This is a genomic window from Streptacidiphilus sp. MAP12-20 (assembly GCF_041262525.1).
Taxonomy (GTDB): domain Bacteria; phylum Actinomycetota; class Actinomycetes; order Streptomycetales; family Streptomycetaceae; genus Streptacidiphilus.
The window spans coordinates 282,501-296,948 of sequence record NZ_JBGCCK010000004.1 but is presented as its reverse complement, the minus strand read 5'-3'; the positions used below and the strand labels follow the sequence as shown (position 1 = coordinate 296,948).

Below are 14,448 nucleotides of genomic sequence, written 5' to 3'. Positions count from 1 at the left end.
TTGTTTCGAGGACATCTGTCCCCCCGTTCCACCGTGTCTCACACGGCGTCGAGCGGAGGTCCGAGCCCCGTGCGCCTGCGCCGGGGCTCGTCGTAGTTTCAAAAGCTTTCCTTCCAGCGCGATAGGCGTAGCAGGTCGACTCATTGGTCGGCCCCGCATCGACATCACGGAAGGAGGCGTAAGCCTATGGCAAGGCCCGACAAGGCTGCCGCCGTTGCCGAGATCACGGACAAGTTCCGCGGCTCGAACGCGGCCGTGCTGACCGAGTACCGCGGTCTGACCGTGGCGCAGCTGAAGACGCTGCGTCGCTCGCTCGGCGCGAACGCCGAGTACGCCGTGGTGAAGAACACGCTGACCAAGATTGCGGCCAATGAGGCCGGGATCACGACGCTGGACGACCTGTTCGCGGGTCCGACGGCTGTCGCCTTCGTCGCCGGTGACCCGGTGGAGTCGGCCAAGGCTCTGCGTGACTTCGCCAAGGACAACCCCGCTCTCGTCATCAAGGGCGGTGTGCTTGACGGCAAGCCGCTGACCGGTGACGAGATCAAGAAGCTCGCGGACCTCGAGTCCCGCGAGGTGCTGCTCTCCAAGCTGGCGGGCGCCATGAAGGGCAAGCAGTCTCAGGCTGCCTCGCTCTTCCAGGCTCTCCCGTCCAAGCTGGTCCGTACGGTCGAGGCGCTTCGTGCCAAGGTCGAGGAGCAGGGCGGTGCCGGTACGCCGGCCCCCGCCGTCGAGGACGAGGCTCCCGCCGCGGAGTAATCCGTTCTCGCAGCGGGCCGTGCACGCCCGCCGTAGTCAATACATCCGGCACCAGCCGACTTAGTGGAAGGACGCCATCATGGCGAAGCTCAGCCAGGACGACCTGCTCGCGCAGTTCGAGGAGATGACCCTCATCGAGCTCTCCGAGTTCGTGAAGGCCTTCGAGGACAAGTTCGACGTCACCGCCGCCGCCGCGGTCGCCGTTGCCGCCCCGGGTGCCCCCGGCGCCGTTGCCGAGGCCGCTGAGGAGCAGGACGAGTTCGACGTCATCCTCACCGGTGCCGGCGACAAGAAGATCCAGGTCATCAAGGTCGTGCGTGAGCTGACCTCCCTGGGCCTCAAGGAGGCCAAGGATCTGGTCGACGGTGCGCCGAAGCCGGTTCTGGAGAAGGTCGCGAAGGAGGCTGCCGAGAAGGCTGCCGAGTCCCTCAAGGCCGCCGGTGCGGCTGTCGAGGTCAAGTAAGACCTTTCGGGCCTCCGCCCGAGCGCTCTACTGAGCCGGGGCGATCACTCTCAGGAGTGATCGCCCCGGTTTTTTGTATGTCCGGAATAGTCCGTTTCAGGCCATCTGGACTAGACGGGATGCCGACTGTCGGCGCAGGCGAGTATGGTGATCGTCGTTGCTGGAGCGTCGGTCCCGAGCAGCAGCGATGCCGGTCCGTAACCGATCCGGCGGCGGCCACGCCCTTGACGAACGGCACGCGGCGCGCAATTCTCAGGACGCGAGGTCTTGAGCGAGCAGGCAGCAGGTCGGCAGCAAGCCGACAGCGAGAAGGCATGGATTTGCCTCGTGGTGGGAAGCATTCACCACGTGACGCAGTGACCGCCCTCTGTGGACGGAATGAGGCGGCTCCGAGAGGAGCCCGCCCGCGAGGTAGGGAGTTCGACGATTCGGTCTCCGAATCCGGACTGGACAGCAGTGTGCCTTCTGGCTACACTGTCCCTTTGCGCTGCCTTTTAGCTGCTCCGTGACTCGTCGCCCGGAGTTCGCACTACCCCGACCAGGGGTGGCACCCCGCCCGCGCACCGGCTCTGACCAGGAGAAACTTCCTGGCAGGCGGCCAGTGCGAGAGCGCGGATGCTACCCGTGAGACGGGTGGGCCCGGTACGCGCGTAGTGAGTCCGAGCCCTCGGAAGGACCCCCTCTTGGCCGCCTCGCGCAACGCCTCGAACACCTCCGCATCCACCGCCCCGCTCCGTGTTTCCTTCGCGAAGATCCGCGAGCCTCTGGAGGTCCCGAACCTCCTGGCGCTCCAGACCGAGAGCTTTGACTGGCTCCTCGGTAACGCCGCCTGGAAGGCGCGGGTCGACGCCGCCCTCGCAGACGGTCACGACGTCCCGACGAAGTCCGGTCTGGAGGAGATCTTCGAGGAGATCTCCCCGATCGAGGACTTCTCCGGATCCATGTCGCTGACCTTCCGCGACCACCGGTTCGAGCCCCCGAAGAACTCGATCGAGGAGTGCAAGGACCGCGACTTCACGTTCGCGGCCCCGCTCTTCGTCACGGCCGAGTTCACCAACAACGAAACTGGTGAGATCAAGTCCCAGACGGTCTTCATGGGTGACTTCCCCCTGATGACCAACAAGGGCACCTTCGTCATCAACGGCACCGAGCGTGTCGTCGTGTCCCAGCTGGTCCGTTCTCCTGGCGTCTACTTCGACACCACCCTGGACAAGACCTCTGACAAGGACATCTACACCTCCAAGGTGATCCCCTCCCGGGGTGCCTGGCTGGAGATGGAGATCGACAAGCGCGACATGGTCGGTGTCCGCATCGACCGCAAGCGCAAGCAGTCGGTCACCGTCCTGCTCAAGGCCCTCGGCTGGACCTCCGAGCAGATTCTGGAGGAGTTCGGCCAGTACGAGTCGATGCGCGCCACCCTGGAGAAGGACCACACCCAGGGCCAGGACGACGCGCTGCTCGACATCTACCGCAAGCTGCGTCCGGGCGAGCCGCCCACCCGCGAGGCCGCGCAGACGCTTCTGGAGAACCTCTACTTCAACCCGAAGCGTTACGACCTGGCCAAGGTCGGCCGGTACAAGATCAACAAGAAGCTGGGTGTCGCCCAGGGGCTCGACTCCGGTGTGCTGACCGTCGACGACATCATCGCGACGATCCGCTACCTGGTGCAGCTCCACGCGGGTGAGACCGAGCAGGTCGCGCCGAACGGTACGACGATCGTCATCGAGGACGACGACATCGACCACTTCGGCAACCGTCGTCTCCGCAACGTCGGCGAGCTGATCCAGAACCAGGTCCGTACGGGTCTCGCCCGTATGGAGCGTGTCGTGCGCGAGCGCATGACCACCCAGGACGTCGAGGCGATCACGCCGCAGACCCTGATCAACATCCGGCCGGTCGTCGCCTCCATCAAGGAGTTCTTCGGCACCAGCCAGCTGTCCCAGTTCATGGACCAGACGAACCCGCTGTCGGGGCTGACCCACAAGCGTCGTCTCTCCGCGCTGGGCCCCGGTGGTCTGTCCCGTGAGCGCGCCGGCTTCGAGGTCCGCGACGTGCACCCGTCCCACTACGGACGTATGTGCCCGATCGAGACCCCGGAAGGCCCGAACATCGGTCTGATCGGTTCGCTCGCCTCCTACGGCCGGGTCAACGCCTTCGGCTTCGTGGAGACCCCGTACCGCAAGGTCGTCGAGGGCATCGTCACCGACGACCTCGACTACCTGACCGCGGACGAGGAGGATCGCTTCGTCATCGCCCAGGCCAACGCCCCGCTGACGGACGACAACCACTTCGCTGAGGCCCGCGTCCTGGTCCGCCGTCGTGGCGGCGAGATCGACTACATCCCCGGTGTCGAGATCGACTACATGGACGTCTCGCCGCGCCAGATGGTGTCGGTCGCGACCGCCATGATCCCGTTCCTCGAGCACGACGACGCCAACCGCGCGCTCATGGGCTCGAACATGATGCGCCAGGCCGTCCCGCTGCTGAAGAGCGAGTCGCCGCTGGTCGGCACCGGCATGGAGTACCGCGCCGCGGTCGACGCCGCCGATGTCATCTCGGCCGAGAAGTCCGGTGTGGTCCAGGAGGTCTCCGCGGACTACATCACGGTCGCCAACGACGACGGCACCTACACCACGTATCGCGTGGCCAAGTTCACCCGCTCCAACCAGGGCACGGCCTTCAACCAGAAGGTCATCGTGGACGAGGGCGCGCGCATCGAGGTCGGCCAGGTGCTGGCCGACGGCCCGTGCACCGACGAGGGCGAGATGGCCCTCGGCAAGAACCTGCTCGTGGCGTTCATGCCGTGGGAGGGTCACAACTACGAGGACGCGATCATCCTGTCGCAGCGCCTCGTGCAGGACGACGTCCTCTCCTCGATCCACATCGAGGAGCACGAGGTCGACGCCCGTGACACCAAGCTCGGCCCCGAGGAGATCACCCGGGACATCCCGAACGTCTCCGAGGAGGTCCTGGCGGACCTCGACGAGCGCGGCATCATCCGCATCGGCGCCGATGTCACCACCGGTGACATCCTGGTCGGCAAGGTCACGCCCAAGGGTGAGACCGAGCTGACCCCGGAGGAGCGCCTGCTGCGCGCGATCTTCGGCGAGAAGGCCCGTGAGGTCCGTGACACCTCGCTGAAGGTTCCCCACGGTGAGTCCGGCAAGGTCATCGGCGTCCGCGTCTTCGACCGTGAAGAGGGCGACGAGCTGCCCCCGGGCGTGAACCAGCTGGTCCGCGTCTATGTGGCACAGAAGCGCAAGATCACCAACGGTGACAAGCTCGCCGGCCGCCACGGCAACAAGGGTGTCATCTCCAAGATCCTTCCGGTCGAGGACATGCCGTTCCTCGAGGACGGCACCCCGGTCGACATCGTGCTCAACCCCCTCGGCGTCCCGTCCCGAATGAACCCGGGACAGGTGCTGGAGACCCACCTCGGCTGGCTCGCCAAGACCGGCTGGGACGTCTCGGGCATCGGCGAGGAGTGGGCCCGCCGTCTGCAGAAGATCGGCGCCGACAAGGCCGACCCGGGCACCAACGTGGCCACCCCGGTCTTCGACGGCGCCCGCGAGGACGAGATCACCGGTCTGCTCGACCACACCACGCTCACCCGGGACGGCGACCGTCTGGTCGGCTCCTCCGGCAAGGCGCGGATGTTCGACGGCCGCTCCGGTGAGCCGTTCCCGATGCCGATCTCGGTCGGCTACATGTACATCCTCAAGCTGCACCACCTGGTCGACGACAAGCTCCACGCTCGTTCGACCGGCCCGTACTCGATGATCACCCAGCAGCCGCTGGGCGGTAAGGCGCAGTTCGGTGGTCAGCGCTTCGGTGAGATGGAGGTGTGGGCCCTCGAGGCGTACGGCGCTGCCTACGCCCTGCAGGAGCTGCTCACCATCAAGTCCGACGACGTTCTCGGCCGTGTGAAGGTCTACGAGGCCATCGTCAAGGGCGAGAACATCCCCGAGCCCGGCATCCCCGAGTCCTTCAAGGTCCTCATCAAGGAGATGCAGTCGCTCTGCCTGAACGTGGAGGTGCTGTCGTCCGACGGTATGTCCATCGAGATGCGTGACTCCGACGAGGACGTGTTCCGCGCCGCGGAGGAGCTCGGTATCGACCTGTCCCGGCGCGAGCCGAGCAGCGTCGAAGAGGTCTGACAGGGGTTGGGCCGGCTCGGGTCTTCCGAGCCGGGCCGGCCCGCCGCCCCCGGACCCCCTACTCAGACCACCAGTAAGACTTCGACCCCGAAGGTGGGATTGACGACCCGTGCTCGACGTCAACTTCTTCGATGAGCTGCGAATCGGCCTGGCGACCGCTGACGACATCCGTCAGTGGTCCCACGGCGAGGTCAAGAAGCCCGAGACCATCAACTACCGCACCCTCAAGCCCGAAAAGGACGGACTCTTCTGCGAGAAGATCTTCGGTCCGACCCGGGACTGGGAGTGCTACTGCGGTAAGTACAAGCGTGTCCGTTTCAAGGGCATCATCTGCGAGCGCTGCGGCGTCGAGGTCACTCGCGCCAAGGTGCGTCGTGAGCGGATGGGCCACATCGAGCTGGCCGCGCCCGTCACGCACATCTGGTACTTCAAGGGCGTGCCGTCACGCCTCGGCTACCTCCTGGACCTTGCCCCCAAGGACCTCGAGAAGGTCATCTACTTCGCCGCCTACATGATCACGTGGGTGGACGAGGAGCGCCGCACGCGCGACCTGCCGTCCCTGGAGGCGCACGTCTCCGTGGAGCGTCAGCAGATCGAGCAGCGCCGTGACTCCGACCTGGAGGCCCGCGCCAAGAAGCTCGAGGCCGACCTGGCCGAGCTCGAGGCCGAGGGTGCCAAGGCCGACGTGCGCCGCAAGGTGCGCGAGGGCGCCGAGCGCGAGATGAAGCAGCTGCGCGACCGCAACCAGCGTGAGCTGGACCGCCTCGACGAGGTGTGGGCGCGCTTCAAGTCCCTCAAGGTCCAGGACCTCGAGGGTGACGAGCTGCTCTACCGCGAGCTGCGCGACCGCTTCGGCACCTACTTCATGGGCTCGATGGGCGCTGCCGCGCTGCAGAAGCGCCTGGAGTCCTTCGACCTGGAGGAGGAGGCCGAGCGCCTCCGCGAGATCATCAAGACGGGCAAGGGCCAGAAGAAGACCCGCGCCCTGAAGCGTCTCAAGGTGGTCTCCGCCTTCCTGCAGACGAACAACAAGCCGGCCGGCATGGTCCTGGACTGCGTCCCGGTCATCCCGCCGGACCTGCGTCCGATGGTGCAGCTGGACGGTGGCCGCTTCGCGACCTCCGACCTGAACGACCTGTACCGCCGCGTCATCAACCGCAACAACCGCCTGAAGCGGCTTCTCGACCTCGGCGCGCCCGAGATCATCGTGAACAACGAGAAGCGCATGCTCCAGGAGGCCGTGGACTCGCTCTTCGACAACGGCCGTCGTGGCCGTCCGGTCACCGGTCCGGGTAACCGTCCGCTGAAGTCCCTGAGCGACATGCTCAAGGGCAAGCAGGGTCGTTTCCGTCAGAACCTGCTCGGCAAGCGCGTCGACTACTCGGCCCGTTCGGTCATCGTCGTCGGCCCGCAGCTGAAGCTGCACCAGTGTGGTCTGCCGAAGGCCATGGCGCTGGAGCTCTTCAAGCCGTTCGTGATGAAGCGCCTGGTCGACCTGAACCACGCGCAGAACATCAAGTCGGCCAAGCGCATGGTCGAGCGTGCCCGCCCGGTCGTGTGGGACGTCCTCGAAGAGGTCATCGCTGAGCACCCGGTTCTGCTGAACCGTGCGCCCACGCTGCACCGCCTCGGCATCCAGGCCTTCGAGCCGCAGCTGGTCGAGGGCAAGGCCATCCAGATCCACCCGCTCGTCTGCACCGCGTTCAACGCGGACTTCGACGGTGACCAGATGGCCGTCCACCTGCCGCTCTCCGCGGAGGCGCAGGCCGAGGCCCGCATCCTGATGCTGTCCTCGAACAACATCCTCAAGCCGGCCGACGGTCGCCCGGTCACGATGCCGACCCAGGACATGGTGCTGGGTCTGTTCTTCCTGACCTCGGACCGCGAGCTGGACACGCTCCGTGGCGTCGGCCGTGCCTTCGGCGCGACCGCGGAGGCCGTCATGGCCTTCGACTCCAAGGAGCTCGACCTCCAGGCCCCGATCGACCTGCGCCTGCCGGTCGGCACCGTCCCGCCCCGTGGCTGGACCCCGCCGGTCGACGAGGACGGCAAGCCGACCTGGACGGACGGCGAGCCGCTGCGTCTGCGGACGACCCTGGGCCGCGCGCTCTTCAACGAGCTGCTGCCCGAGGACTACCCGTTCGTCGACTACGAGGTCGGCAAGAAGCAGCTCTCGGCGATCGTCAACGACCTGGCCGAGCGCTACCCCAAGGTCGTCGTCGCGGCGACCCTGGACAACCTCAAGGCTGCCGGTTTCCACTGGGCCACGCGCTCGGGTGTCACCGTCTCGATCTCGGACGTCGTCGTTCCGCCGTCGAAGCCGCAGATCCTGGAGGGCTACGAGGCCCAGGCCGAGAAGGTCCAGAAGCAGTACGAGCGCGGTCTGATCACCCGTGACGAGCGTCAGCAGGAGCTCGTCGCCATCTGGACCAAGGCGACCAACGAGGTTGCCGAGGCCATGAACGCGAACTTCCCGAAGACGAACCCCATCTTCATGATGGTCGACTCGGGTGCTCGTGGAAACATGATGCAGATGCGTCAGATCGCCGGTATGCGTGGTCTGGTGTCGAACGCCAAGAACGAGACGATCGCCCGTCCCATCAAGGCGTCGTTCCGTGAGGGTCTGTCCGTGCTGGAGTACTTCATCTCCACCCACGGTGCCCGTAAGGGTCTCGCCGACACCGCCCTGCGTACCGCCGACTCCGGCTACCTCACCCGTCGTCTGGTCGACGTCTCCCAGGACGTCATCATTCGCGAGGAGGACTGCCAGACGGAGCGCGGTCTCAAGCTGCCGATCGCCACGGTGGGCGCCGACGGCGTCCTCCGCAAGGTCGACAACGTCGAGACCAGCGTCTACGCCCGCACGCTGTCCGAGGACATCGTGGTGGACGGCTCTGTCGTCGCCCCCGCCGGGGTCGACCTGGGCGACGTGCTCATCGACGAGCTGGTCCGCGTCGGCGTCTCCGAGGTCAAGATCCGTTCGATCCTGACCTGTGAGTCCGCCGTCGGCACCTGCGCCATGTGCTACGGCCGTTCGCTGGCCACCGGCAAGCTGGTCGACATCGGTGAGGCGGTCGGCATCATCGCCGCCCAGTCCATCGGTGAGCCCGGCACCCAGCTGACGATGCGTACCTTCCACACCGGTGGTGTGGCCGGTGACGACATCACCCAGGGTCTGCCCCGTGTCGTCGAGCTCTTCGAGGCCCGAAACCCGCGTGGTGTGGCCCCGATCAGCGAGGCGGGCGGTCGCGTCCGCATCGAGGACACCGAGAAGACCCGCAAGATCGTCATCACGCCGGACGACGGCACTGACGAGATCGCGTACCCCGTCTCCAAGCGCGTCAAGCTGCTGGTCGAGGAGGGCTCCGCGGTCGCCGTCGGCGAGAAGATGACCGCGGGCACGATCAACCCGCACGACGTGCTGCGCATCATGGGTCAGCGCGCCGTGCAGGTGCACCTGGTCGAAGAAGTCCAGAAGGTCTACAACAACCAGGGTGTGTCGATCCACGACAAGCACATCGAGATCATCATCCGGCAGATGCTCCGCCGCGTGACGATCATCGAGTCGGGCGACGCCGAGCTGCTCCCGGGCGAGCTCGTCGAGCGCGGTCGCTTCGAGGTCGAGAACCGTCGTGTGGTCTCCGAGGGCGGTCACCCCGCCTCCGGCCGTCCGCAGCTGATGGGTATCACCAAGGCCTCGCTGGCCACCGAGTCCTGGCTGTCGGCCGCCTCCTTCCAGGAGACGACCAGGGTCCTGACGGACGCGGCGATCCACGCCAAGTCCGACCCGCTGCTGGGCCTCAAGGAGAACGTCATCCTCGGAAAGCTCATCCCGGCCGGTACGGGTCTGCCCCGCTACCGCAACATCCGGGTGGAGCCCACGGAGGAGGCGAAGGCTGCGATGTACTCCGCCGTCGGCTACGACGACATGGACTACTCGCCCTTCGGCGCCGGCTCCGGCCAGGCCGTCCCGCTGGACGACTACGACTACGGCCCCTACACGGGCTGATAGCGCTCCAACGCCGCAGGGCGGCTGCGATCCCCTTCCCGGGGGAGAGCAGCCGCCCTGCGGCGCTTTCTGCACTATCCGAGGTTGCACCTCCAGGGCGCGGGGAACTGCCCGACAGGCCACCGGCATGCGGATGGTCCTCAACGCGCAGAGCCATCCGCACAGGATGGTTTCTCGCGCAGTTCCCCGCGCCCCTTAAAACCGCTCCAGCGCCGGCTCGTGGCCGTGGAGGCGGGCGCGGTCGGCGGCGGCCTGGCCCTGCTGCCAGCCCTCCCAGTCGGTGGCGCGGATCGCGCGGCCGGTGGTGATCCGGGGGAAGAGGGTGGCCGTCTGCTGCTCGACGGCCTCCTCGCGGGCGGCCAGGACCGGGAGGAGCTCGCCTGCGGCGGCGGTGACCTCGGCGTCGGCGACCGGGGTGGTGGCCTCGGCGGTGGCCTTGGCCGTCGCGGCGTTGAGTCGTTCGCGGATCCGGGAGGCGTAGGCCACCAGGAAGGACTGCCGGAACGAGCGGCTGCGGCCGGTGCGCTGCACCTCGCTGCTGTTCATCGCGGCGACCGCCTGCACCAGCAGTGAGGTGAAGAGCAGCTCGATCGCGTCCAGGTCGCTCTCGAAGCCCACGACCGTGCAGAAGCCGTTCTGCTTGTCCCAGATCGACCGGGCCCGGTTCGCCTGCGCCACCGCGTCGAGCAGCAGCGCCTTGGCGTTCTCGTAGGGGTTGTCGATGCCGATCCGGCAGGCGCCCGGCGCGTCCGCGCGGCCGCTGCGGGCCGCGAGCAGGGCCTCGTCGATGCTGTGACGGGTCATCAACTCCTGTGCCTTGGAGGTGAACGCCTCCGCCTCCTCGGCGTACTCCGTCGACTCGGCCTTGGCCAGCAGGGCGCGGATGCGCGCCAGCAGCTTGGGCTCGCCGGCCACCGGCTCGGTCAGGGCCGTCCGGGGCGCGGCGGAGCGGCCGGGCACCGGGCCGACCTGGGTCAGCACCGAGGCGTGGGACCAGACCCGCAGCAGCTCCAGCAGGCAGTTCAGCACCGAGAAGCGGTCCAGCCGCAGCCGCACGGCGGCCTCGTCCAGCCAGGCCTCGTCGCGCTCCCAGCGCACGACGGCCTCGATCTCGCGCAGCTGGTCGGCCCAGCGGCGGTCGAAGGAGGCGGGGGAGTAGCGCCGGGCCTCGGCCGCGATCAGATCGACGGCCAGGGCGACATGGGAGGGCTTGAGCTGGCGGCGCGTCAGCCGGACCAGATCCGCCGGACGCCAGAACGCTCGCACCCACAGCGTCGAGAGCAGCTCCTCGCCTCGGTTCAGCAGCTCGCGGTCGACCTGGCCGCGCTCGGTCTCGCGCGCGGCCAGCCGGGAGGCCCAGTCCTCGATGACCACCTCTGCGCTCTCCTGATGCGCGGCCGCGGCCTCGTGCACGGCGAGGGAGACCAGGGCGGCCACCGGCGCCCCCTGCGGCGGCGGCGCGGCCGAGGAGGCCCCGGCGTGCTGCGCGGCGCGGCGCTCGTGGGCCGCGCGCTCGTGCTTCTTCCGCGCACGGCGCTGCTGGTTGCTCTTGCTCATCGTGCTGCCTCACGCTCGGTGGCGACCGTCGCAGTGACCGTCCCGTCAAGTGTCCCAGCCGCTCGGCGAAGCCCTCGCGAATGTGCCCGAAAGGAGCGCTGCAGGTCACAATTCGCACACATGGACCGCTCGTTGCCGATCACGCCCAAGTTGATCACTTGTCCGACACACCTTTGTGGCAAGCTGTCCCCGCCCCGAACCCCCGGGGTCCCACGGTCAGCACGATCACCACGAAGCGAGCACGCCCCATGGCCGACCGCCCCGTGATAACCAAGGCCCACCGCGTTCTCCTTGGCGCGGTGGCCACCGGTGCGTTCATCATCGCCGGAATCGGCTTCGCCGGTTCCTACTCCGCCGTACGCGACCTCGCCGCCCGCAAGGGCTTCGGGATGTTCGCCTACGTCTTCCCGATCGGGGTCGACGTCGGCATCGCGGTGCTGCTGGCGCTGGACCTGGTGCTCACCTGGTTGCGCATCCCGTTCCCGCTGCTGCGCCAGTCGGCCTGGCTGCTCACGGCGGGCACGATCGTCTTCAACGCCGCGTCGTCCTGGGGCGACCCGCTCGCGATGGGGATGCACGCGATCATCCCGCTGCTCTTCATCGTGGTGGTCGAGGCGGCCCGGCATGCGGTGGGACGGATCGCGGACATCACCGCGGACCGCTACATGGAGTCGGTCCGCCTGCTGCGCTGGATCCTCTCCCCGTTGCCGACCTTCCGGCTCTGGCGCCGGATGAAGCTGTGGGAGCTGCGCTCCTACGACGAGGTGATCAGGCTGGAGCAGACCCGCCTGGTCTACCGGACGCACCTGCGCGCGCAGTACGGCCGCGCCTGGCGCTACCGGGCCCCGCTGGAGATGCTGCTGCCGCTCAAGCTGGCCCGCTACGGCGTCCCGCTCGACCTCGACCTGGTGCGCCGCCCGCAGATGGCGGAGCCTGCGGCCCTGGCCGCCCCCGCGCTGGAGGCCCCGCTCGCCCACAACGAGCCGCACCCCCAGCCGCAGACGCACGCACCGGCCACCGCACAGCCCGGTCCGCAGCCCGCGCAGCAGCAGCAGCAGCCGGCCGCCGGGCCGGGCGCGGTGCCGCCGCCGCTGGTCGGCCCCGCGCCGGACCCGACCAAGGTCGCCGTCAACGTGCTGAACACCCTCGCCCGCAGTCGGCACCGCCGTCCGCTGAGCGATCCGGACATCGCCCCCGTGCCGGAGACGGAGGGCGAAGGGGTCGAGCAGGAGACCGCCGCCGATCTGTCCACCCGCGGCATCGGCTGGCTGCCCAACCAGCAGCCCCCGCAGCCCGATCCCGGCCCGGAGGCCTGGTTCGCACCGCGTACCGAGCCGGACCAGCAGGCCTTCGACCTCTACTTCGAGGCGCTCAGCTCCTACCTCGACAACTTCGGTCACCAGCCCGACCCGCAGCGGCTGAGCGAGTACCTGGCCGCCAACTACGGGACGCAGGTGGCGCCCGCACTGCTGGACCGGCACTGGCTGGAACTGCGCCAGCGCTACGCGGAGCGCGTCGAGAGCAGCTCCTGACCGCTTCTGATCGCTCCTGACCTGAATGACTGTCACAACTGCGCGACAGTCGACGCCCGCGGAACCGGGCACCGTGCGGGACCGTCGTTCGTCTTGCACTATGGAACGGAGCACGCGAGCGAGCGGGGAGGTCGCAGTGTCCATGATGCAGCCCATGCAGCCGATGGACCCGTGGCAGCGGGCGGCAGGACCGGGCGTGCCACCGCCGCCGGGAGCGCCGCTGCCGCAGGCCGCCATGCGGGCGGCCCAGGCCGACCGCGAGCGCACCGTCGACGTCCTGAAGGCCGCCTTCGCCGAAGGCAGGCTCGGCCTGGAGGAGTACCAGGACCGTGCCGTCGCGGCGCAGAGCGCGCAGACCTACGGCCAGCTCGCCGCGCTCGTGCAGGACCTGCCGAGCGGCCCGATGCCCACGCCGGCGTACGCCCCCGCGCCCCAGCTCTTCGCGCCGCCCGTGTCCCCGCCTCCGGCGCCCTACGGCTATCCGCCGCAGCCCTACTACTACGCCCCGCCCGCGTGGCCGCCGGTCAAGCGGCGGACCAACGGCGCGGCGACCGCTTCGCTGCTGCTGGGCCTCGGCCAGATCTTCACCGGGGGTATGACCGGCCTGCCGGCGCTGATCTGCGGCATCGTCGCCAAGCGCCAGCTGCGCGAGCGCGACGAAGAGGGCCACGGGATGGCCACAGCGGGTATCGTGCTCGGGAGTCTGGGCACGGCCATGTGGGTGCTCATCTTGTTCTTCGGAGTCGTGATCGCCGGCCACGCCGGGCCGTGAGACAGTGATCCGATCTTGTCCGATCACCCGTTCGGCCCAGTGGCTTGACAGTCGCGCCTTGGGTCCACATCCATTTGTTTTGACCCGCGCCGTCCTGCTAGGTACGCTCTGACCTTGTGCCTGGGGTGTCCCCGGGTCTCTCGCGCGTGCGTGCATTCTGGCCGCGGCGCCATGGGATACCGCGCTTCCACACATCCGAGCTTCGCCAGCCCGGGACATGTGCAGAGCGTCCGACACACCCGACCGCGTGGGTCGGGAGTCGGTGAGACGCACCAGGTTAGTTTCACCAGCCTTGGCACAGAGAATCGGAGAAACGGTGCCTACGATCCAGCAGCTGGTCCGAAAGGGCCGGCAGGACAAGGTCGAGAAGAACAAGACGCCCGCACTGAAGGGTTCGCCCCAGCGTCGCGGCGTCTGCACGCGTGTGTACACGACCACCCCGAAGAAGCCGAACTCGGCTCTGCGTAAGGTCGCCCGTGTGCGCCTCACCAGCGGGATCGAGGTCACCGCCTACATTCCGGGCGAGGGCCACAACCTGCAGGAGCACTCCATCGTGCTCGTGCGTGGCGGTCGTGTGAAGGACCTGCCGGGTGTGCGTTACAAGATCATCCGCGGCTCCCTTGACACCCAGGGTGTCAAGAACCGCAAGCAGGCCCGCAGCCGCTACGGCGCCAAGAAGGAGAAGTAAAAAATGCCTCGTAAGGGCCCTGCCCCGAAGCGCCCGGTCATCATCGACCCGGTTTACGGCTCCCCTGTGGTGACCCAGCTCGTCAACAAGATCCTCCTGCACGGCAAGCGCTCCACCGCTGAGCGCATCGTGTACGGCGCCCTCGAGGGCGTCCGCGAGAAGACCGGCAACGACCCGGTGGTCGCGCTCAAGCGCGCCCTGGAGAACGTCAAGCCGACTCTCGAGGTCAAGTCCCGCCGCGTCGGTGGCGCGACCTACCAGGTGCCGATCGAGGTCAAGCCCGGTCGCGCCAACACGCTGGCCCTGCGCTGGCTGGTCGGTTACTCCCGCGCCCGTCGCGAGAAGACCATGACCGAGCGTCTGCTCAACGAGATCCTGGACGCCAGCAACGGTCTGGGCGCCTCCGTGAAGCGTCGCGAGGACACCCACAAGATGGCCGAGTCCAACAAGGCCTTCGCGCACTACCGCTGGTAGTCCGAACCCCGTCAGAACCAAGAAAGAGAGAGACGAG

9 protein-coding genes are annotated in these 14,448 nt (G+C 67.9%); 8 read left to right on the top strand and 1 reads right to left on the bottom strand.

Annotated elements, in window-relative coordinates; all coding sequences use genetic code 11:
- Window positions 1–186: 186 nt before the first annotated feature.
- From rplJ to ABIA32_RS07475, 4 genes are all read left to right on the top strand, one after another.
- Window positions 187–759 carry a 50S ribosomal protein L10 gene (gene rplJ / locus ABIA32_RS07490; protein ID WP_370093063.1) on the top strand — a complete coding sequence of 191 codons (573 nt, stop codon included), beginning with the start codon at window positions 187–189 and terminating at the stop codon, window positions 757–759.
- A 79-nt stretch (window positions 760–838) separates the two neighbouring features.
- Window positions 839–1,222, top strand: a complete 384-nt coding sequence (rplL, locus tag ABIA32_RS07485) for a 50S ribosomal protein L7/L12 (RefSeq protein ID WP_370093062.1) — start codon at window positions 839–841, stop codon at window positions 1,220–1,222.
- A 683-nt stretch (window positions 1,223–1,905) separates the two neighbouring features.
- The gene (gene rpoB, locus ABIA32_RS07480; protein WP_370093061.1) at window positions 1,906–5,379 is read left to right on the top strand and encodes a DNA-directed RNA polymerase subunit beta; all 3,474 of its coding nucleotides are present in this window, start codon (window positions 1,906–1,908) and stop codon (window positions 5,377–5,379) included.
- A 109-nt stretch (window positions 5,380–5,488) separates the two neighbouring features.
- Window positions 5,489–9,388 (top strand): DNA-directed RNA polymerase subunit beta', encoded by a 3,900-nt coding sequence (locus tag ABIA32_RS07475; RefSeq protein WP_370093060.1) that lies wholly within the window; start codon window positions 5,489–5,491, stop codon window positions 9,386–9,388.
- 195 nt (window positions 9,389–9,583) lie between these two features.
- Here ABIA32_RS07475 and ABIA32_RS07470 read toward each other — a convergent pair whose 3' ends face one another.
- On the bottom strand, window positions 9,584–10,945 hold the full coding sequence (locus ABIA32_RS07470) for a DUF2786 domain-containing protein (RefSeq protein WP_370093059.1): 1,362 nt from the start codon (window positions 10,943–10,945) through the stop codon (window positions 9,584–9,586).
- A gap of 248 nt (window positions 10,946–11,193) precedes the next feature.
- On the opposite strand from ABIA32_RS07470, the gene ABIA32_RS07465 reads away from it, so the two are divergent.
- The 4 genes from ABIA32_RS07465 to rpsG all read left to right on the top strand — a co-directional run bounded on the left by ABIA32_RS07465 (window position 11,194) and on the right by rpsG (window position 14,411).
- Window positions 11,194–12,477, top strand: a complete 1,284-nt coding sequence (locus tag ABIA32_RS07465) for a DUF2637 domain-containing protein (RefSeq protein ID WP_370093058.1) — start codon at window positions 11,194–11,196, stop codon at window positions 12,475–12,477.
- 142 nt (window positions 12,478–12,619) lie between these two features.
- Window positions 12,620–13,249 (top strand): DUF1707 and DUF4190 domain-containing protein, encoded by a 630-nt coding sequence (locus ABIA32_RS07460; protein ID WP_370093165.1) that lies wholly within the window; start codon window positions 12,620–12,622, stop codon window positions 13,247–13,249.
- A 316-nt stretch (window positions 13,250–13,565) separates the two neighbouring features.
- On the top strand, window positions 13,566–13,937 hold the full coding sequence (gene rpsL, locus ABIA32_RS07455; protein WP_014144289.1) for a 30S ribosomal protein S12: 372 nt from the start codon (window positions 13,566–13,568) through the stop codon (window positions 13,935–13,937).
- Between the two features lie 3 nt (window positions 13,938–13,940).
- Window positions 13,941–14,411, top strand: coding sequence for a 30S ribosomal protein S7 (gene rpsG / locus ABIA32_RS07450; RefSeq protein ID WP_042451736.1), 471 nt, complete (start codon window positions 13,941–13,943; stop codon window positions 14,409–14,411).
- Window positions 14,412–14,448 lie beyond the last annotated feature (37 nt).